Here is a 19,945-nt window from a genome sequence, read left to right as displayed (position 1 = left end):
GCTCAAAGCATATGGATAGGGAAAATAGAAAACTGTTGCAAGCGATACAAAAAGGTGAAGAGCAGATCTTGATTTATGGAATGGGAAAGTTTCAGCAAGATGTTGAGTACATTTTTGATGAACTTGCAGTTGAAGCGTATTTAATAGACCAATGTCCGATTGAGGGACATTGCGATAGGCCTGTTTTTACATTAGATGCATGGAATCCAGGCACTACAAAGGCAAAAATTGTTTTGATATGTGATTTTGATGCAGAAGAAGTTAGACAAGAATTGCTTGCTAAAGGCATATCTGACGCGCACATAATCGTAGCCGATGAATTGTTCCTGTTACTTGATGATGAACTTGATCCAGTACTTGCTGCCCGTGGTAGGAAGCTGGCTGTGTTAACGGACTGCAATAAAGGTTCAGAGGTCAGCAAGACTTGTGGTCTGGACGCGTTGCTGGTCAGAACACCAGAAGCATTAATGCTGGAATGTGTAGAAGTAGGTAGTGTGAAGCTTAAAGATTATTATTTTATTGTTGCAACGCGAGAATTCGAGCATGGCATTTGCGTGCTCGAGGATTTGGGGTTGAAGGTCAATGAGGATTTCATGGACAGCGATATCCTACTGATGCCGAAGTTCTCGGAAATGTTGCATGAAACTGTCTACGCGCAGCCGGAAGACCAGCCTTGTGATTGTGACCTGCCATTCTTTAATCTGATAATTGGCAACAATTTTTGGCCATTCCCATGTTGTCCGGCGGGAGTCCAGGGGAAGTGGGCGGATAGGGAGCGTCTGTATTATCGGACATGGACGCAGTTGTGGAATTCAACATGGTTCAAGATTTTCCGTCTTTCAATGTTGAATAAGACTTATTGCTTCTGCAATCATCATTTTTGCAATAGGCTGCAAGTAAAAGCCGGTACTACAGACAAACGCGTGCATTTTGAGACCAGCGAAAAACCTCGTCATCTGCAGTTGGAAATCGATTACACATGTAATCTGCACTGCCCGTCATGTCGTCCTGGGCCACGAGCGGCTACATTGGAGCGTCGTCGTTTGTTGGATGCTATAGTAAAGGATGCCATTGAAAATCACGTGCTTGATGATTTAAAGTTGACAAGATTGGCTGGCTATGGCGATGTCTTTGCCAGCAAATACTACCAGAAGCTTCTCTATGGCAATAAGAAACGTCAGGATCTTTTTCTCATTACAAACGGTAATCTATTTACAGAAGATAAGTTTGATCGGTTATTGCCTTGTTACGAGAATATTGATATTTATATTTCTATCGATGCGGCTTGTGAGGATACATACAACAAATTACGTCCAGGTGGTAGTTGGCATAAACTGATGCAAAATTTGGAAATGCTGGCTCGGAAGAAACGTGAAGGAAAGATTCGTTTCTTCCGCATACAGATGGTAGTGCAGGAGGATAACTATAAGGAAATCCCTGATTTTGTACGCTTGGGAGAGAAATTGGGCGTATCTGATTGCTATATGAACAATCTACGTCAGTGGGGGCATATGTCGATTGACGAGTTCGAACGCAAAAATATCCTAAATCCGGATTATACTGTCAAGGATAAGGTAAAAAAGTACATGGAAGATTCCTATGTCGTTAGTCGTCCTGAAGGTTTTGTCAGGTTCGATTTTATGAAGTAAGGTAGCAGGTGAAGTATAACTATACTGCTACCTTATGTTAGGTGGCAACTACTGTTTATCAGGAAATAGGGATGGTGGAATTGATGGGGAAGGAGCTTAGAGAGGCTGTAAGCGGCAGACGCCTGTGGTTGCGTCTATCGCTTGACTATCAGGTTGACCGATATATACTGATGCCTCATATTACAAGTGACTACAATGATTATGCAATAGACTATATTGATGCGTATTTGCATAAAGAGGGATTGCATAGCGCAATTTTTGTATCGAGCAATCAAGCTGTGCTGGATAGATTATCGGCTTACAACGGTACTTATGAAGTCAGTGCAACTTATATGGCGCATGGCCAGATTATGGACATGATGCGCTTTTATGCTTTGTATCCATTCAGTGATAAGGTAGTCATCATTTCGCTGACCATTCCTTATGATACCTGTGGTGAGAATTTGCTGGGCATACCTGGTGTGACTAAACGGGACTTATTCTGCTATGATATCTATCGTTTTGACTGTGTACCGCAGCTGGGGGAGGTAACCCCATGAAGCTCATGAAGCGCGACCCGCTTTATCTGGAACTGCATAAGATCATCGAAGATGTGCGCTTTATGGGCAGGATGGTTCTGGCAATGGGCTCGGCGCATAATGTGGCCATGATGCGGGATTATCTGAAATGCTACGGGCTGGAATTTGCAGCTGTGCTAGATGATGACCCTGAGCAGGTGGGCAAATCCCGGGCTGGGCTTCCTGTCTATCTGATGGACGCAGTCCTGCAGCCCTTAAGGGAAAATGCCTTGGTCCTGGTTATGGCTTCCGGCCGCAACAAAAGTGTCAGGGAGCAGTTGGAGGCTTGGGGTTATAGGGAGAAGGTCCACTTTTTCCTGCTTCATGATCTGCCCAGCGGGGAAGCTGACAGCAAGGAGCGCTTTGCCCGCCAGTTTGCCAAAGCCAGGCAGGGCTTGTCGCTATACAAGCAAATAAAAGCTGACTATGGCGAGAAGGCCCATATCTTTTTGCTGCGGGGAGCTACCGGGGATGTTTTTCTGAATGGGCTTTATCTGGCTCCATATTGCCGTAAACTGGGCCTTGAAAATTATGTGGTGGCAGGAGATGCCAAGGGATTGAAGCGTCTGGCTCCACTGTTTGAATGGAAACAGGTAGTTGCTCTCAGCCATGGAGAAGCTGAGGCTTTTCAGCTTTGCTATACCTTTTGGCGCAAGTCGGATGTGACGGATCTTTTCATGTGGGAAAATACCCTGCCTTTGAATAAATGTCGTCTGCGCATGCAGGAACGCTTCACTTTCATGGAAACATATCAGCATTTCATCTATAAGAATCTCGTGAGCTCCGAGGAATGGCAGCAGCCTCTCTTTGCTCCCTTGAATGAAGAGTTGCGCCAAAAATATAAGTCTTGGGGGCTGCAGGAGGGCAAAACAGTCATCGTCTCGCCCAATGCCTATTCGGTCAAGAAACTCCCGGCATGGTTTTGGGAAAGGATGGCAATAGAGCTGCAGGCCAGGGGGTACAAGGTTTTTGTCAACCTCAATCCAACGGCAGAGCTGAATCCCTTCCGCTCTATGCAGCCGGTTTTCTTTCCTTATGCAGAATGTGAGGCCATCTTGCGCTATGCCGGACACTTTCTTGCGCTGCGCAGCGGCCTTTGCGATATTGTGGCGCAGGTACCCTGCAGGAAGGTAATTTTATATCCGTCTGAGATTCGTCAGCCTGACTACAGCGTGCATCGTTCTAGTCGTGATTTTGCCAGCCTGAGACCGTTGTGTCAGGATGAGAACCAGCTTATAGAATTGGAATCCCCTGTCATTGAAGATCTGTTGCAGGGCAATGACACGTTGGATGGCTGGGAAAGACTACAGGAGTACCAGCGTCTGATGGAGGCGATTACGGAGAGGTTTGAGCCATGCGGGAAGAATTAGCAAGGGAAATAGATGACTGGCTTCCCAACTGGGATAGCCATAGTAGGATTTTTATGATTGGCAGGCTGGAGAATGTGGGGGAGATTGCAGAGTTGCTTCGTTCCTGCGGATGTGAGCCTGCTGGTATTTTGGATAATGACAGCGTCAAATGGGGGCGCTCCTTTATGGGGCTGACCATTTCTTCCCCCAAGGAGGCCTTGCTTCCTCACGCTGAAAGCATCCGTATCATTGTTCACTCGCCTAAATACTGGGCAGAGATAGTGCGGCAGTTTGAAGGCTTCGGCTATGAGGAGGGCGAGCAGGTCTTTGTATTGGAACGGCCTAGCCCGGAACGGAACTGGCAATCTGTGCAGGCGGGGCTGGCATTATATAGGGAACTGCGGCGGGAGTACGGCCAGTGCAGGATATTCCTGGCGGACGGGCCGTTGGGAGACTATTACCTGCTGGGGCTGTATTTCCATGCCTATTGTCAAAGGGAGGGCATTTCCTCCTATCTGATGGCGGGAGCCTCGAAGGGACTGAAGAAATTATCTCCTTATTTTGGCATCGAGCCGGTGGTGTCCCTTACACAGGAGCAGTCCAACAGCCTTATCCAGGCCTGGACTTTTTTCGGAGAGGATGTGCTGGAGCTCTCTCCTTTGACCCGCTGGCAGGGAAAATTCCGTTTCAATCCGTCTCTGTTGCGCCTGAGCCACCATTGCACCTTTATGGATACATTCAGGCATTTTGCCTATGGATTGTCCTCAGATACGCATCCTTGTCATCCCCAGTGGCAGGGGGACAGGAACGCTGTGGAGCAATATTTGCAGTCCAGGGGAGTAAAGCCTGGGCGGGGAGTGCTGCTTGCGCCTTTTGCTTATTCGGCGCAGATCATGCCCTGGGATTTTTGGCAGAAATTGGCTTCAGTTTTACAGGAAAAAGGCTATCAGGTCTTCATCAATGCAGCAGGCGACGAGGAGAAGTCAGACATTGGGGGGGCTTCAATCCTGCGCTTTGATTTCCCGGAGACCATTCTGGCCATGGAATATCTGGGCTTGGTCATAGGCACTCGCAGCGGCTTCTTTGATGTGACCTGCCGGGCAAATTGCCACCGCATAGTTTTCTATCCACCCAAGACACCGGGGCTGGTGCCCTGGCATCACCCAGACGTTGAGTTTTGCGGGTTAGAGCGGATGGGGCTGTGCACAGGTGGTGAATTGTTGAAGGAAATTACGGTAGACAGGGAGAAATCTTTAGAGCAGCTGTTAAAAGATATTGCAGGATATTTGCCAACAATAAGAGCTTGAAAGAGATGAGGGACGCATATGTTAGTATTGGAACCTATTGTACATGAAACTATTTGGGGTGGCCCACGCTTGACACCTTTGACTACTACTGGAGAGACGCAGATAGGGCATCTTTATTCCGTTTATGCCAGAAAAGAATTGTCCAATAAGATCCTGAATGGTGCGTATGCAGGCAAGACTTTACAGGAAGTTCGGCCTGATTTTCCTTTGACTATCGCCTTGACAGAAGCAGATAAAGACCTTAGTTTGCAGGTGCATCCTGATGATGAAGCTGCCCAGAAGTTGGAGCAGCTGGCTAGAGGAAAGCGGGAGTCCTGGTATTTCCTAGAAGCTCCTGAGAGTGGCAATCTGGTGAATGGGTGCTGTCTGAAAGATATGGAATCTATCCGTGCTCATGTGGCGGAAAGTGACTATGAGGGGGTTTTGGACTATTTACCGGTGACGGTGGGGGACTATGTATTTGTGGAGCCGGGCACACTGCATGCGATATCTGCGGGCAGTCTGGTTTACGAAATAGAGCAGGGGGCAGATTTCACCTATCGTTTCTATGACTATGACCGTGTGGATGCTAAGGGAAATAAACGAGAACTGCATACGGAAAAGGCTTTGGCCTGTTTACACCCTGATTTGAAATCTGTGGTGCGGCGTTATAATGTGGAAGAGCCAATAGTGGAGGCAACCTATGCCACGCAGCTTCACCATGATCTGAATGCCTATGAGAACAAGCAGGATAAGGATATCTGCTTCACTTTACTGAAAGGGCAGGGGAAAGCCGATGGCGTCGAGCTGCATCCCGGTATGACAGTTATCATATCTCCGGGGGAAAGGATCATTGGACTTGCGGTGCAAGAGGCCATGACTGCCTGGCTGACGATTTGAGGAGAGGATGCTTTATGCAGAATAAAAAGCCGATAGAATATTGCGCTTCTATGATGTGCGCTGACTATGCTTGTCTGCGAGATGAAGTGAAAGCGCTGGATGCCGGTGGCATAGATAGCTTCCACATAGACATCATGGATGGGCGCTTTGTGCCGAATTTTGCTATGTCCTTGAACGATATGGCCTATATTGCCGGTGCCACGAAAACGCCGCTGGATGTGCATCTGATGGTAGAGCATCCCGTTAATACAGTAGATATGTTCCTGCGTAACCTGCGCCCCGGGGATACTGTGTATATCCATCCAGAGGCAGAGTACCATCCTTCCACAACCCTGCAGAAAATCATCAATGCCGGCATGGTACCGGGGATTGCCATAAATCCTGGTACCAGTGTGGCTACGGTGATGGAAATGCTGGTTATAGTGAAAAAAGTTTTGGTGATGGCTGTAAATCCAGGCAATGCTGGACAGATGTTCCTGCCCTATGTGGGTAAGAAAGTCAAGCGGTTACTGAATTTGAAGGAAGAATACAACTTTCAGATATATTGGGATGGATCTTGTGGGATGGATAAGATAAAAACATACGCTCCGCAGGGAGTGGATGGTTTTATCTTGGGAACGACCATCTTGTTTGGCAAGGAGAGAGCATATGGCGATATTTTGGTAGAACTACCCAGATGAACGCGGATAGACATAGAATGGATTGAATAGTATGATGTCAGTCAAGAGGTGGCTGGATATTGACATGGAAATAGGCCGGTGTCATGAGCATCGATATGGACGATGTCATCAAGAGTGCTTTGGAGAGGGCTGAGGAGGAATTGGAGAGCCAGGTAATATGATGGGGAGAGCCATCAAAATGTGTGGCTCTCCGCGGAGGACAGGCAGTAGAGCAATCAATCATATCTGCTCTATGCCGTTGTCGCTGCTGTGCGCTTCAATGAGAGCGGTTTCTTTTTCCTGGAGCTGCGGTGTCTGTTGCATTGGAACTGCGGTTTCCGTTTGTTGGATTGGTGGCGAGAATATTTAGGATGACAGAGTGATAGGCGGGAGTCGGCCTATTTATTCGATGTTACTCCTTGATAATAATATATATCTATGCTATAATGAAAAGTTAAATGAGCTGACCGGCATTGCTTACATTACGTCGTTGCTAGCTTCTTTTACCGTGGAGTTACTGAAATTTGTGTGTGAATTTCTTTCCCCCTCTATAGCAGTGATCTTTTTGGTAGGAGTGGTTGCTATGTTACACTTTGTTAAATTTGTTTTTGCGTGGGCATATCGTGGGGCATTAGCCCGTGCATCTAGGACATTTTTAGTTAAGTGGAGCTTTTGACGATTCTTGTGACAATGGTTAGGATTGATATGCCCCGCCAGAAAATAGGAACCAGCAGGGAGGTGTCTTTGCTGGTTTTTGTTTGTAAATCATTAGAATTCGTTTACAACAGCGCAAGAAATAATCCCCCATGGCTGTCACATATTTATGGTGACAGTCATGGGGGATTCCTATGTCTCAGAGCATACCCAGCCTATGGGCCAGTTCCTTGATGCGGGGGAGTGACAGGTGGGGGGATTAGCCTAATTTTTGAGTATATTGAAGCATTTTATAATACAAAGCGGATTCACAGCTATTGTAGATATCTTTCGCCAGATGACTTTGAAAAACTTTACAAGGCGAGCGTTGCTAGAGAAGCACTATTGGTAAGTTGAAAATAATTAAAATTTCTCATTTTATGTTGTACTAAATCTTGACATAGGACCAATTTTTTTGTAATCTCCTATATTCAACATCCCCGCATAAGAATTTGAATTTTGTTCCTTTGAAAGATTCTCTTATCCTATGCTGAAATTCAGCTTTATCTTTTATTATAACAACATAATTACCGCAGTCGGACATATTTGGTACAGGATAATATACTATATGCTTATCGAGTTTATCTTCGATTTGATACTCAAGTTTATAAAAACATAAAATGCTGCAATATCTATATCCTATGGAACGGAATATAATATCTGATAATACAGTATTATTGAATGCGGAATCTTCCCAATTGGCTGGTTTTATCCCTACAACACCTTCAAGCAAGTCGGCTTGTGCAGATGATAAAAGACTGCTGTTGGGATATTCATTCCAAAAGAAATTCAAGGTGTTCATATAGAAATTCCCGTGAATAAAATCCAACGCGTAATCTTTATTAGAAAAGAATTTAACAAGTATATGATTTCGTTTCATGCTCCCACTCCATAATTGTTTTGAAGCATATCAAAGCTGTGCAAAAGTTCCTTGATTTGCGGCAGTGTAAGTTGGGAGGACTATGACAAGTTTAGACAGTTGCGAATAGTGCTCTTGAATAATGGGGAATTATGAGAATTTGTAAAATAACCTTCTATAGTTTTGTAGATTTTTGTCGTAAAGTGTTTCTCCATGGTTTTGGCAGGTTCTTATTGGCCAAGAAAACAGTGTTGGCAGATTACTGTAGTTGGCTTTTCCTTGTATTGGAGCGAGTAGAGGAGTTTAGTGTGCCGAAAGGGGCAGAAAGGGCTGATAGATATATTGGGTATATGGGAGAAGTGCTGGAGACGCTGTACTTTATATATCACAAGAAGGATTTTCATATCGTGCATACGGGATGTAAATTTTTGGTATGAAAAAGCCCGCCGAATGGCGGGCTATCATATGGGATCTCTCATATGGTTACAGCACTGTACGAGTCCTCAATGTCCCTTTCAGTAGTCAAGGTACTGACGGCATTTAGGAAATCACTGTTTCCGAATTGTTTTGCATATTCATACTTAGCAATAGACATTTTCTTGACGCTGATAATATCGTCTTCATTGATTGTAAGATATATATTTCTACTGGAACGCCTAATATTTTCAATCATGCACATGAAATTTCCTCCATTCTTTTTCCAGCAAAGATTTGTTATCGGCTATCCATTCTTTGGCTCGTTTGAGTTGCTTGGCTGGCATCCTGCCAGCTAATTCGTTGCCGTCCAAGTCCAAGACTTGTGCATACTTGCCATATATAACGTGAACATGTGGCAAATGATGTCGTCCGTCTTCCCTGCTCCTCAATTCAATGGTTATACCTGCTGTGCTATATGTGGGCATCTATAATCCTCCTGCCTGTATTATACCATACAAGATAATAATAAGCTATGTAAAGAATTGCATTTGTATTTGTGTAATTTAGGGTCAAGAAGGGATTGATCGTATATGAATTTCCAGCTTATGGCCTCCATGATGTGCGCAGATTACCGTAATCTGCAGCGGGAGGTGGAGGCGCTTGATGCAGGGGGGATAGATTCCTTCCATATAGATATAATGGATGGGCGGTATGTGCCGAACTATGCTATGTCATTGAATGACCTGCGGTGCATACGTTCTCTGACGGATAAGCCTTTGGATGTACATTTGATGGTGGAACACCCGAATAATACGATTGAGCTTTTCATCAACAGCCTGCGTCCAGGGGATACGATATATATCCATCCGGAAGCAGAGTATCATCCGTCCACGACCTTGCAGAAAATCATCAATGGCGGCTTGATTCCAGGGATTGCCATCAATCCTGGTACGAGTTTTGAAACGGTGCATGAGATGTTACGGATTGTGGACAGTGTGCTGGTGATGGCGGTGAATCCCGGCAATGCAGGGCAGATGTTTTTGCCTTATGTAGGGAGCAAGATTGAAAAGTTGCTGTCGGTCAAGGATGAGATGGAATTTGAGTTGTATTGGGATGGCGCCTGTGGGGCAGATAAAATCTGGAAATTTGCGCCGATGGGGGTAAAGGGATTCGTATTGGGAACTACGTTGCTTTTCGGTAAGAATCGTCCTTATGGTGAAACGCTGCAGGCAATCAGGGAGTTGAGGTTTCAATGAATGTAGTTGTACTTTTGGCAGGTGGTATGGGCAGGGTATTGTACCGGGCGGTGCCACGCGGTTCCTGTCAACTAAAGCTGGCATGATGTCTTTGGGCGAGGTGGCCGATGACGATGTGCTGATTGTTCATGATGCAGTGCGTCCTTTGGTGGCAGCGGATTCCATTTCGGATATGATTCGAGTCTGCAAAGAATATGAAAATGCTATGACGGTGCTTGATTGTTCGGATACTATGTATATGCGGCAGTCTCCGGATTCGACTAGTCAGGTGGTGGAACGCGCAGGATTGGTCAGGGGGGCAGACACCGGAGTGTGTATCGGGCAGACGCATGCGGGAGATGCATGCCCGGGCGGCAGAACAAGGCGTGGAGATTGATTCGATTTCGGCTTTGCAGGTAGCGCTGGGATGGCAGATCTATTTTGCCAAGGGCAGTGAACGAAACATCAAGCTGACGCGTACAGAGGATATCGATATGTTCAAGGCCATGTTGGCCACGGAAAGGGATGAGTGGCTGAAATGATGGCATTGAATCTGCACGGCGTGGGGGACTTGCGGTATGAGGAAGTTTCCTGCCCGGAGCGTAAGCCGGGAGAGGTGCTGCTGAAAATCAAGGCCGTGGGCATTTGTGGCAGCGATATACCAAGAGTTTTCACCAAGGGGACATATCATTTCCCTACTATCATAGGGCATGAGTTCGCCGGGGAGATCGTAGAAGCAGATGATAGTGCTTTGGTGGGGAGTGGAGCCTCCGTGTTCCCGTTGCTTCCCTGTGGACATTGTGAAGCCTGCAAACAGGAGCAGTATGCCCGTTGCTCGGATTATGATTATTACGGTTCCCGTCGAGATGGGGCTATGGCGGAGTATCTAGCGGTAAAACAGGAAAACCTCTGCCTGCTGCCAGAAGGTGTAAGTTATGAAGAGGCAGCCATGAGCGAACCGACGGCAGTGGCTTTGCATGCCTTTCGTAAGAGTGGTGCGGGGCAGGGAGGTACAGTCCTTATTTATGGGGTCGGCACCATTGGCCTGATTACGGCTCAATGGGCAAGGTCGGCAGGAGTGAAGAACATTATCCTGGCAGCCAGGACAGATGACAAGGTTGATTTTGCCAAGAAACTTGGCTTTTCCCTGGCTGTGAATGTGAAGCGGGATGCTTTGAGCAAACTAGTAGGAGAAATTACTGATGGTCAAGGTGCAGATGCCTGCATCGAAGGAACGGGAGAATCGGAGCCTTGGGCGGAGTGTATCAGTCTTGCCAAAGCTGGTGGCAGGGTAGTCTGCATGGGGAATCCCCTTGGCGGCATGAGCCTTTCTCAGGATAACTACTGGAAGATTCTCAGGAAGGAATTGACATTAGCAGGTACCTGGAACAGCAGTTTCGGTAGCATGGAAAACGATTGGCGGGAAGCTGTAGCGGCCATGCAGGACAGGCGACTGGATCTGAAGAGTCTTATTACGCATAGGTTTTCGTTGGCTGAGCACCAAGATGCATTTTCTCTCATGCACGAGCGCAGAGAGATGTACTGCAAGGTTATGTTTGTGATGGATTGAATCAGTAGGATTATAGAGGGCGGGGATAGTAGAAATTATGTGTATCGCATTGTTGGAATCGGCAATCAATGAGCCATTTAAAACTTTTGGCGGTGAAGATTTATATCCTGGCATCTGTTTGAAGGATGCTAGATTATGTTTTGGTATTGCAACGAATTATGCTTTTATTGATGGCAATAAACGAGTGGCTGTTCATGCTATGGAAACTTTTCTTCTTGCAAATAATAAATCGTTGGAATGCACTGAAGACGAAATGGAAGAGACTATTTTGGGAGTTGCCGAGGGAAAGATTGCATATCAAGATTTGTCGCAATGGATAGAATCCCATATATACCGCTGATTTCAAATTAGGAAGTCAGCGGTATTTTTTTGAAAATCATGTGTTATAGGGTAGGCAGGATTCATGCCTGATTTGCAATATACATTGTCGGTAGTTTTGCGGCGAGAATTGGTTAACGCAAGGAGGTAGCACGATGTATGATTACCTGATAGTTGGCAGCGGCCTCTTTGGAGCTGTCTTTGCTCATGAGGCGAAGGCGAAATCCTGCCTGGTGTTGGAGCGCAGAGGCCATGCGGGAGGGATTGTGTACTGTGAGGAGAAGGATGGCATCAACATCCATAAGTATGGGGCGCATATCTTTCATACATCTTATAAGGAGGTGTGGGAGTATGTGAATCGCTTTGTGGAGTTCAATAATTACGTCAATTCCCCTGTGGCAAATTTTCGGGGGGAGCTTTACAATCTGCCATTTAATATGAATACATTTACCAAGTTGTGGCCGGAGGTGCGCACTCCTGCTGAAGTGGCGGCGAAGATTGAGGCCGAACGCCGGGAGGCGGGCATTGGGGAGCCACGGAATCTGGAGGAGCAGGCAATTTCTTTGATTGGCCGTACAGTGTATGAGAAGCTGATCAAGGGCTATACGGAAAAGCAATGGGGACGTTCCTGTACGGAGCTGCCCGCTTTTATCATTAAGCGTTTGCCTGTGCGCTATACATTTGATAACAACTACTTCAATGACCGCTACCAGGGCATACCTGTAGGAGGGTACAATAAGCTTATTGATGCCTTACTGGAAGGGATAGAAGTACGGCTGAATACGGATTATTTGAAGGATAAGGCAGCATTTGACAAGCTGGCGGCAAAGGTTGTCTATACCGGTCCTATCGATGAATATTTTGGGTATGAGCTGGGCAAGCTGGAGTACCGGGGCTTGAGGTTTGAGACAGAGCGGCTGGAGGAGGAGAATCACCAGGGAGTGGCAGTGATGAACTACACTGCTAGAGAGGTGCCCTATACCCGCATCATAGAGCATAAGCATTTCGAGTTCGGCACGCAGCCTGTGACCTATGTGACTCGGGAGTATCCCGCAACTTGGCAGCCAGGGGAAGAGGCTTATTATCCGGTGAATGATGACCGCAATCAGGCTCTCTGCCAGCGTTATCAGGAACTGGCCGCCAAGGAAAGCAACGTGATTTTTGGCGGGCGACTGGCTGAGTATAAGTATTACGATATGGATGACGTAATCAAGAGCGCTTTGGAGAAGGTGGTTGTGGTATGTGGATGAGGGGGCGGTGTTGTACATGCCGCCTTTTTTCGTAGGGCACAGGTTAGAAGATGTTTATAATGGAGCGCCTGACTAAAAAGATTGTTTACAAAAATGATATCATTAATATAGGTTAAGTGTAGCGAGTGTTAAGAGGGGAGGTTTCATGGTTAAGAGTATTGTTGTAGCATAAAGGGGATGGTGCCGATGAGCGATGATAGCAATCGTTCACAGAAAAGCTAGGTCAAATTGGCTTTGTTCCAGATTAAGAGTTTGATAAGTCAGAAGAAATTCAAGTTTTTAGAAGATAGACGGAAAAATATGGAAACTCTGGCTGGGTTGGGATGGCTTCCGCAGGATGTTCCTGATATTATATACGAGCTTGAGGTAGATGATTATTTTTCTGGTCCGTCGGATGATTGGAATAGTAATGACCGCAATTGTATATGGGAATTTGGCAAGTATCTTCCCAATGAACAGAAGACGATTTACATAAAATTAAAACTTACAGATAACATATTAGCGATATCATTTCACTTCCCAGAGAAGGAAATCATTTATCCGTTTAAATAGAAATTTAGGAGGGTTAAATAATGTGCAATGTAAGCAAACGTTGCCCTCATAATGATACCTATATCGTAAATAAAGATGAAACTTATGATGTAAAAGGAGAACCTGTTGCGGTAGAAGCAAAAGTGAGGGTATGCAGGAAATGCAATGAAGAAATCTTTGATATGAAGTTAGATACGGAAAGTTTGAGGCAAGCATATCAGAAGTATAAGAAAGCTCACGGTCTTTTGTTGGCAGAAGATATTATGCGTATTCGCAATAAGTATAAGCTGAGTCAGAGGACTTTTGCTAAGTTGATAGGTTGTACGCAGGCAACGCTCGTGCGTTATGAAAAAGGAACCATCCAAAATGATACCCATAATAGATTGATTATCTTGATGGAAAATCCAGAGAATTTGAGAGAAACATACAGAAAAATTCAGGATGATTTTTCTGAGAGTGAATGTCGTAAGATTGAATTAGCACTTGCACAGAATCGAAATAAAGTGGCTCCGTATTATAAGATATTCCAAGATAAGGAAAAAGGGAATCCTACAGAATATAGTGGCTTTCAGAAATTTAATTTCCAGAAATTGAAGAACATGATTATATATTATGCTCAGAATCAGAAAAAACTTTATAAGACTAAATTGATGAAACTGTTATGGTATACTGATGCGCTGAATTTCTTTCGTAGCACAAAGTCAATTAGTGGGCTTACCTATATTCATTTAAATTATGGGCCGGTTCCGGAAGACCGCAATGAACTGCTGGGGCTTTTGGAGAAGATGAGTGTTATTCGGATTGAAGAAGATACTGGTAGTCCATATGGAGGAGAGTGCATAGAGTCTGATGTACAGTTCGATGCATCATTATTCTCAGAGAAAGAATTGGAAGTATTGCAAGATGTCAATAAGAAATTCGACAGCTTTACTTCGAAAGATTTGGTGAATTTGTCCCATGGTGAAGAAGCATATACTAAGACATCCCAGTTGGAAAAAATGTCTTTTGTTCATGCTTTGAATCTGAAGGGGATAGCGTAAAAATAGTGAAGGGATATAAAACAGGTAATTAGATTTTACATGGAAGTGGGGTGTTTTTATGGCAAGAGATGATTTTAAATAAAAAGATAAAGATAAAGCCCTATTAGGCACTGGTGTGCTCCCCGTCAAGTGGACAGGTAAAAAAATAAAAATATTCATTGCTGCTCGCAACTAATGCGAGCAGCTTTTTTCATGCAGCTCCAACCAGTTTTTCGTGGTACTCACTTGGGGTTCGTATGCCTAAATGACGCTGTGGTCTGTCATAAGTGTAATATCTTATATATTCCTCAATTGACTCAACCAACTCTTGCCGGGAAGTAAATCTGCGCCTGTAGTACATCTCGCGCTTCAAGATACCCCAGAAGCCTTCCATGGGGCCATTGTCTAGGCAATGTGCTACACGGGACATGCTTTGTGTCATACCGGCCTGTTCAATTTTGGCGCGGAACAACTTATTGGTGTACTGAAAGCCACGGTCACTATGAAACAAGGGATGTGCCCCTGGATTGGCTTCAAGAGCTTTGTCAAAGGTTTGGAATACCAACTGGTTATTGTTGCTGTCACCAATAACATAGGCAACAGGCCGGCGATCACAGAGGTCAAGGATGGCACTCAGATATACCTTTTTAACGGTTCCGTATTCAGGAAAGTACTTGAATTCGGTCACATCCGTAACCCATTTCTGGTTGTATTTATCTGCATGGAAATCCCTGTTGAGCACATTCTCTGCTGTATAGTATGGATCAACAGCAGGCCTGGTGCAACAGTTGTGACGTCCTTTTATTACGGAGCGCAGTCTCTTCTTGCGGCATATACGCAGGATACGCTTGTCATTAGCATGCAGGCCATGGTCATGCTCAATCTTATCTCGAATCCTTCGGTAGCCCATATCTGGATGCTCCTTATGGATTGATTCTGCCAGGGCAGCAAGCTTCTGGTTCGTTTCTTCGTTTTGTCCCAGCTTCCTGTGAAGCCATTTGTAATACGCAGCCCTGGTTACACGGCCCAACCTGCATAACGCCTTGACTGGATAATCCTTACAGATACTGCTGAGCTCCAGTATCGCCCGGTAGGCAGCCGTATTACGAGTTCTGTCTAGTATCACCGCCTTTCCAATTCCTCGAGTTTTTTTAGAAAATCTATCTCCATCTGCTTTTGTAGCAACTGAGCCTTCTGCATGCGGTTTTCATATCTGAGCCGTTCCAGCTCGTTCATCTCAGACTCAGGCTTCCTGCGGCCTCTGCCGTCCTTGAGGCCTTCGATTCCCTTTTGGTCATATTTCCTGACCCAGGTATAGACCTGCTGGTAAGAAACATCGAATTTCTCCGCCGTCAAAGCATAATCACGGCCATTTGCAATGCAATCCTCTACAATGGATACCCGTTCATCAAATGTAGTTTTTCTGCCTTTAGTCACGATGGTGCTCCCTCCTGTACCGGATGGTTTAAGTTCCTCGTGACTATTATACTTCATAATCCAGTCTTGTAGCTGTCTCCGCGAACGAAGTCCGTATTTTCGGCATATAGCATCTTGTGAATCCACGCCAGAAAGATAATCGTGGATAGCAGTTTCCTTAAATTCAACAGAATAGCGCTGATGATGTCGTTTGAAGAATACATCCGGGCCGCAAGCATCATAGTTACGAACCCATTGCCTGAAGGATCTGCTGTCAACGCCTGCATCCGCGGCTATGGAGGCATAACTGCCCTCTCCACGTTTATACTTTTCAATGAAGTGGATTTTCTCTTCGGGTGATAATCTCTTCTTGTACATAAAATGCTCCCTATCAAGCAGACAGTTTTATTATTTCTTCTGTCTACCTAATAGGGAGCATATCACACGTATAGGGGCTTTATCTTTATAATGAGTATCCCTCCTACATGAAATTCGTCAAGAAAATGAGAAGTTTTCTTGACGAAAGGGAGTCACGAGACTGATGATCAACGCTCGTTGGTATAAAATTGTATGTCCCCCCAGTGTGAAAAATGGTACGGGTTTTCAGAATTCAAATAGGTATAGGAGTATAGGAAGGTGATAATATCCATATCATCAAATAAATCAAATACCCAGTCTTTTGAGTACTTGGCCCACTCTTTTCGATTCAGTTTGAGAGACTCTTTTTCTGCATCTATAAATATCTGTGCTTCTTCGTTGCAAAGATATAGTATTAATTCATCTAATACGCTATGTGCAATGATTTCGATTCCTGCTTGTGCGCATTTTGATAAATGTTGGAGTTCACTTAGTAGTTGATAAAGAAAATCATAGTCATAATACATTAGAAACTGCGCTGGAAGCAAATCAGTCAGAAAGGAATAATTTAACTGTCCGATATGAGATCCTTTTGGCATTTTTGCTAGTTGTTCCATATCGTCCGTGATATGATCGTACAGGATATCACTGCCAATAACAAAAGATAATGCAGCTATGGCTCCGAAATTTTTTTCTAAATATTCAGACCAGCATTCGTGTGCTTTATAAGTATCAAGCGAGAATTCAGTCAATGTTTCTTTGCCTGAAATTTCCAATTGATGCCAATTGAGTGCCTTACAGATACCTTTTGACTTATCTTGCCGAATTGATTCACCGGCTTCATACCTGCTCCAGGTTTTAGTGCCTACACCTGCGCGAGAAGCGGCTTCTTCAATGGTCAACCCTAATTCAGCTCGTCTTTGTTTGATTTTTTTGGCAAGAGATTTACTTCCTTGAATTGCATTGATGGACATAATGAATGCCTCCTTTACATAATGACATGTCACTATAATGTCATTATGTCACAGTTTTAAAGATTTGTCAACAACAGCAGGAGTTAATTGAGTGGCTTTGATAACATGGTTGGTTTTTTTTACATGAAGATAAGGACCTGGATGCAAACAGGAGTGTTTTGGATCGAGCTATGTGCTAAAAGTGAAATGTGAAAAAATTTTAGGGATTGGCCTCGTGACTTATTGACAAGTGCTGGACCCTATGTTAGTATTACTAACTGTAGGCGCATGAAGTGCGTCTGATTTGGGTTAACAGCCCATCCCCAACCGCACAGCGGGGCTCGTAAAACAGCCGATTGGGGCTGTGCCGTAGCTGGCGAGTAATCTTTTAGGGAGGTGTTTTCATGTACGCAATTATCAAAACTGGTGGCAAGCAGTACAAGGTCGCTGAAGGTGATGTAATCATGGTGGAGAAACTCTCCGCTGCTGAAGGCGAAGCTGTAGTGTTTGACGAAGTTCTGACGGTAGTAAACGACGGTGATGTCAAAGTTGGCAAGCCGGTTGTTGAAGGTGCCAAGGTAACGGGCAAGGTTGAAGCTCAGGGCAAGGACAAGAAGATTCTGGTCTTCAAGTACAAGGCTAAGAGCAACTATCGTAAACGTCAGGGTCATCGTCAGCCGTTCACGAAGGTTGTTATCGAAAAGATCGAAGCTTAATCCATGATTAAGGTGAAAATCTTTAAGGAGTCAGCGGGTCGTATCGTTGGCTTTGAAGTTGCCGGCCATAGCGGCACGGCAGAGCATGGTCAGGACATTGTCTGTGCGGGGGTTTCGTCCCTTACACAGACGGCGCTTTTGGGACTCGGCGAGCATCTGCATCGCGACTTGGACTATTCCGTAGCGAGTGGAGAGCTCAAAATGAGGCTCAAGGGGGCTCCTGATGATCTGACCGAGGCGATTTTACAGACAATGCTTCTAGGGCTGATGGAGATTCAGAAGCTCAGTCCAGAGGCTGTACGGATTCTTTAAGCAGCGGAGGTGAATTCGATGTTTACTTTTGATTTGCAGTTGTTCGCACATAAAAAGGGTGTTAGCTCCACGCGTAACGGTCGTGACAGCCATTCCAAGCGCCTTGGCGTTAAGGAACAGGCTGGTACGGTTGTAACGGCTGGCAGCATTCTGGTTCGTCAGCGCGGCACGCATTTCCATCCGGGCCACAACGTTGGTATCGGTAAGGATGATACCCTGTTCGCAAAGGTTGCCGGCAAGGTTGCTTTCGAGCGCAAAGGCCGCTACCAGCGTCAGGTCAGCGTTTACACGGTTGAAGAAGCTATGTAAGACATATAACGGATACCTGCGCCTAAAAGCGCAGGTATTGTTATATTATAAGGAACGGCGTTAGGTTGCGTTGTAGTGCATAAAGGCAAGAGCCGGTATTGAACGCAATGCCGGCTCTTGCCTTTGTGTATTGCAAATGCGTGGTGATACTTTTCTTTGGCGCAAAGAAAAGTATCCAAAAGAAAACGTGGACTGAAATCACATCACGTGATTTACGTCCACAGGCGCCCGTCCTTGGGCGCCGGGATTACAGTGTCTTTATATAGATGTGGAGGAAAAAATGCAGTTTATTGATAGAACTCGCGTGATTGTTAAAGCGGGAGATGGTGGGCATGGGAAGTCTGCTTTCCGCCGGGAGAAGTTTGTGCCGAAAGGTGGGCCGTCTGGTGGCGATGGCGGCCGGGGCGGCGACGTTATTTTTGTCGTCGACCAGAATATGAATACCCTGCTGGATTTTCGTTTCCATCGGAAATTCACGGCTAAGAATGGTGAGAACGGGGATATCAAGAATCAGTATGGTGCCAATGCTCCGGCCTGCTATGTGAAGGTACCGCCTGGAACGATCGTGAAGGACGAGGCTACGGGCAAGGTATTGGCTGACCTTACGGAAATCGGTCAGGAAGCTGTAGTCTGCAAGGGCGGCCGCGGTGGGCGCGGCAATGCGAAATTTGCCAACTCTGCCAACCGCACGCCGACCTTTGCCGAATTCGGTGAGCCGGGTGAGGCGAAGAATCTGATCCTGGAATTGAAGCTGCTCGCAGATGTTGGTTTGGTGGGTTATCCGAGTGTCGGTAAGTCCAGCCTTGTGGCCAGCTGTTCGGCAGCTCGGCCGGAGATTGCGGAGTATCACTTCACGACGATTACGCCGGTGCTCGGTGTGGTCAAGACGGACTATGAGAAGAGCTTCGTGATGGCGGATATCCCGGGCCTTATCGAAGGTGCTGCTGATGGCGTGGGGCTTGGTCATGACTTCCTGCGCCATGTGGAGCGTACGAAGCTGATTCTGCATATTGTGGATGCTTCGGGGCTTGAAGGCCGTGACCCCATTGATGATTACTACAAGATCAATGCGGAGCTCAAGAAGTACAGCGAGAAGATTGCCCGCCGTACGCAGGTGCTTGTAGCTAATAAGATTGACCTGCCGGAAGCGCAGGAGAATCTGCCGCGCCTGCAGAAGCTGGCCGAGGAGAACGGCTTGAAGTTCTTTGCCATTTCGGCAGCTACGCGCGAAGGCGTGCAGGAGCTTATCGACTATACCGGTGAATGGCTCGACAACTATGTGGAAGAGCCGGAGACGGAAGATGAAGTCGTGGTCTATGACGAGAATGAGGAAGATCCGGACAAGATTACCATCACCCGCAATATTAGCGGTGAACTCGTGGTATCCGGTCAGAATATCGAAAAGCTCGTGAAGATGACCAATTTCCTCAACGATGAAGCTGTGCGCCGCTTCCAGTATATCTGGCGCATCAAGAATCTCGATGAGAAGCTGCGGGAAAAGGGCGCCAAAGAGGGCGATACCATCCATATCGGTGAGATGGAATTCGAATTCCGTGATTAAGCGTGATTGTATAAGTAAGGAAATACGGA

Annotated in this window: 24 protein-coding genes and 1 pseudogene; 20 read left to right on the top strand and 5 right to left on the bottom strand. The window is 45.8% G+C overall.

Features of this window, described 5'->3' with window-relative positions; translation table 11 throughout:
- The first annotated feature begins 11 nt into the window (after positions 1–11).
- The 7 genes and pseudogenes from SELR_RS11920 to SELR_RS19550 all read left to right on the top strand — a co-directional run.
- Positions 12–1,649 (top strand): radical SAM protein, encoded by a 1,638-nt coding sequence (locus SELR_RS11920; protein WP_014425478.1) that lies wholly within the window; start codon positions 12–14, stop codon positions 1,647–1,649.
- Between the two features lie 71 nt (positions 1,650–1,720).
- Positions 1,721–2,188 (top strand): hypothetical protein, encoded by a 468-nt coding sequence (locus SELR_RS11915; protein ID WP_041914412.1) that lies wholly within the window; start codon positions 1,721–1,723, stop codon positions 2,186–2,188.
- Positions 2,185–3,576 (top strand): hypothetical protein, encoded by a 1,392-nt coding sequence (locus SELR_RS11910; RefSeq protein WP_014425476.1) that lies wholly within the window; start codon positions 2,185–2,187, stop codon positions 3,574–3,576. The genes SELR_RS11915 and SELR_RS11910 overlap by 4 nt, the downstream gene beginning before the upstream one ends.
- Positions 3,561–4,862, top strand: a complete 1,302-nt coding sequence (locus tag SELR_RS11905; protein ID WP_041914411.1) for a hypothetical protein — start codon at positions 3,561–3,563, stop codon at positions 4,860–4,862. The genes SELR_RS11910 and SELR_RS11905 overlap by 16 nt, the downstream gene beginning before the upstream one ends.
- 18 nt (positions 4,863–4,880) lie before the next feature.
- On the top strand, positions 4,881–5,741 hold the full coding sequence (locus tag SELR_RS11900) for a class I mannose-6-phosphate isomerase (RefSeq protein WP_014425474.1): 861 nt from the start codon (positions 4,881–4,883) through the stop codon (positions 5,739–5,741).
- Between the two features lie 14 nt (positions 5,742–5,755).
- Complete coding sequence (locus tag SELR_RS11895; protein ID WP_014425473.1) at positions 5,756–6,421, top strand: ribulose-phosphate 3-epimerase; 666 nt, start codon at positions 5,756–5,758, stop codon at positions 6,419–6,421.
- 900 nt (positions 6,422–7,321) lie between these two features.
- Positions 7,322–7,450, top strand: a pseudogene (locus tag SELR_RS19550) (IS3 family transposase); the annotation flags it as partial.
- A 31-nt stretch (positions 7,451–7,481) separates the two neighbouring features.
- Here SELR_RS19550 and SELR_RS11885 read toward each other — a convergent pair.
- On the bottom strand, positions 7,482–7,973 hold the full coding sequence (locus SELR_RS11885; protein WP_041914409.1) for a hypothetical protein: 492 nt from the start codon (positions 7,971–7,973) through the stop codon (positions 7,482–7,484).
- A gap of 131 nt (positions 7,974–8,104) precedes the next feature.
- Between SELR_RS11885 and SELR_RS19545 the strand changes: the two genes are divergently transcribed.
- Positions 8,105–8,389: a DUF4422 domain-containing protein gene (locus SELR_RS19545; protein WP_014425472.1), complete on the top strand. Its 285-nt coding sequence runs from the start codon at positions 8,105–8,107 to the stop codon at positions 8,387–8,389.
- 228 nt (positions 8,390–8,617) lie between these two features.
- Here the strand turns inward: SELR_RS19545 and SELR_RS11870 are convergent, their stop codons facing one another.
- Positions 8,618–8,854 carry a DUF4160 domain-containing protein gene (locus tag SELR_RS11870; protein WP_014425470.1) on the bottom strand — a complete coding sequence of 79 codons (237 nt, stop codon included), beginning with the start codon at positions 8,852–8,854 and terminating at the stop codon, positions 8,618–8,620.
- Positions 8,855–8,959: 105 nt separating this feature from the next.
- Here SELR_RS11870 and SELR_RS11865 point away from each other — a divergent pair, with 105 nt between their 5' ends.
- The 8 genes from SELR_RS11865 (at position 8,960) to SELR_RS11835 (ending at position 14,313) form a co-directional block, all read left to right on the top strand.
- Positions 8,960–9,625, top strand: coding sequence for a ribulose-phosphate 3-epimerase (locus SELR_RS11865; RefSeq protein WP_014425469.1), 666 nt, complete (start codon positions 8,960–8,962; stop codon positions 9,623–9,625).
- 37 nt (positions 9,626–9,662) lie between these two features.
- On the top strand, positions 9,663–10,001 hold the full coding sequence (locus SELR_RS19395) for a 2-C-methyl-D-erythritol 4-phosphate cytidylyltransferase (protein ID WP_269453578.1): 339 nt from the start codon (positions 9,663–9,665) through the stop codon (positions 9,999–10,001).
- The gene (locus SELR_RS19390; RefSeq protein ID WP_014425467.1) at positions 9,991–10,146 is read left to right on the top strand and encodes a hypothetical protein; all 156 of its coding nucleotides are present in this window, start codon (positions 9,991–9,993) and stop codon (positions 10,144–10,146) included. The genes SELR_RS19395 and SELR_RS19390 overlap by 11 nt, the downstream gene beginning before the upstream one ends.
- Positions 10,143–11,174, top strand: coding sequence for a galactitol-1-phosphate 5-dehydrogenase (locus tag SELR_RS11855; protein ID WP_014425466.1), 1,032 nt, complete (start codon positions 10,143–10,145; stop codon positions 11,172–11,174). The genes SELR_RS19390 and SELR_RS11855 overlap by 4 nt, the downstream gene beginning before the upstream one ends.
- 37 nt (positions 11,175–11,211) lie before the next feature.
- Positions 11,212–11,514, top strand: a complete 303-nt coding sequence (locus tag SELR_RS11850; protein WP_014425465.1) for a type II toxin-antitoxin system death-on-curing family toxin — start codon at positions 11,212–11,214, stop codon at positions 11,512–11,514.
- Positions 11,515–11,647: 133 nt separating this feature from the next.
- Positions 11,648–12,742, top strand: coding sequence for a UDP-galactopyranose mutase (gene glf / locus SELR_RS11845; protein WP_014425464.1), 1,095 nt, complete (start codon positions 11,648–11,650; stop codon positions 12,740–12,742).
- 228 nt (positions 12,743–12,970) lie between these two features.
- Positions 12,971–13,294, top strand: coding sequence for a type II toxin-antitoxin system MqsR family toxin (locus SELR_RS19540; RefSeq protein WP_014425463.1), 324 nt, complete (start codon positions 12,971–12,973; stop codon positions 13,292–13,294).
- A gap of 20 nt (positions 13,295–13,314) precedes the next feature.
- Positions 13,315–14,313: a type II TA system antitoxin MqsA family protein gene (locus tag SELR_RS11835; RefSeq protein ID WP_014425462.1), complete on the top strand. Its 999-nt coding sequence runs from the start codon at positions 13,315–13,317 to the stop codon at positions 14,311–14,313.
- 190 nt (positions 14,314–14,503) lie between these two features.
- Here the strand turns inward: SELR_RS11835 and SELR_RS11830 are convergent, their stop codons facing one another.
- From SELR_RS11830 to SELR_RS11820, 3 genes are all read right to left on the bottom strand, one after another.
- Positions 14,504–15,418, bottom strand: a complete 915-nt coding sequence (locus SELR_RS11830; RefSeq protein ID WP_014423437.1) for an IS3 family transposase — start codon at positions 15,416–15,418, stop codon at positions 14,504–14,506.
- Complete coding sequence (locus SELR_RS11825; RefSeq protein WP_014423436.1) at positions 15,415–16,086, bottom strand: helix-turn-helix domain-containing protein; 672 nt, start codon at positions 16,084–16,086, stop codon at positions 15,415–15,417. The genes SELR_RS11830 and SELR_RS11825 overlap by 4 nt, the downstream gene beginning before the upstream one ends.
- A gap of 167 nt (positions 16,087–16,253) precedes the next feature.
- Positions 16,254–17,039, bottom strand: a complete 786-nt coding sequence (locus SELR_RS11820; RefSeq protein ID WP_014425461.1) for a helix-turn-helix domain-containing protein — start codon at positions 17,037–17,039, stop codon at positions 16,254–16,256.
- A gap of 383 nt (positions 17,040–17,422) precedes the next feature.
- On the opposite strand from SELR_RS11820, the gene rplU reads away from it, so the two are divergent.
- The 4 genes from rplU to obgE all read left to right on the top strand — a co-directional run bounded on the left by rplU (position 17,423) and on the right by obgE (position 19,916).
- On the top strand, positions 17,423–17,734 hold the full coding sequence (gene rplU, locus SELR_RS11815) for a 50S ribosomal protein L21 (protein ID WP_014425460.1): 312 nt from the start codon (positions 17,423–17,425) through the stop codon (positions 17,732–17,734).
- A 3-nt stretch (positions 17,735–17,737) separates the two neighbouring features.
- The gene (locus SELR_RS11810) at positions 17,738–18,046 is read left to right on the top strand and encodes a ribosomal-processing cysteine protease Prp (RefSeq protein WP_014425459.1); all 309 of its coding nucleotides are present in this window, start codon (positions 17,738–17,740) and stop codon (positions 18,044–18,046) included.
- 18 nt (positions 18,047–18,064) lie between these two features.
- Positions 18,065–18,355, top strand: coding sequence for a 50S ribosomal protein L27 (rpmA, locus tag SELR_RS11805; RefSeq protein ID WP_014425458.1), 291 nt, complete (start codon positions 18,065–18,067; stop codon positions 18,353–18,355).
- 280 nt (positions 18,356–18,635) lie between these two features.
- Positions 18,636–19,916 carry a GTPase ObgE gene (gene obgE, locus SELR_RS11800; RefSeq protein WP_014425457.1) on the top strand — a complete coding sequence of 427 codons (1,281 nt, stop codon included), beginning with the start codon at positions 18,636–18,638 and terminating at the stop codon, positions 19,914–19,916.
- Positions 19,917–19,945 lie beyond the last annotated feature (29 nt).

The sequence above is a fragment of the Selenomonas ruminantium subsp. lactilytica TAM6421 genome (assembly GCF_000284095.1).
GTDB lineage: Bacteria > Bacillota > Negativicutes > Selenomonadales > Selenomonadaceae > Selenomonas_A > Selenomonas_A lactilytica.
Note: the sequence above shows the minus strand (reverse complement) of the source record. Positions and strands in the feature narration are given on the sequence as shown.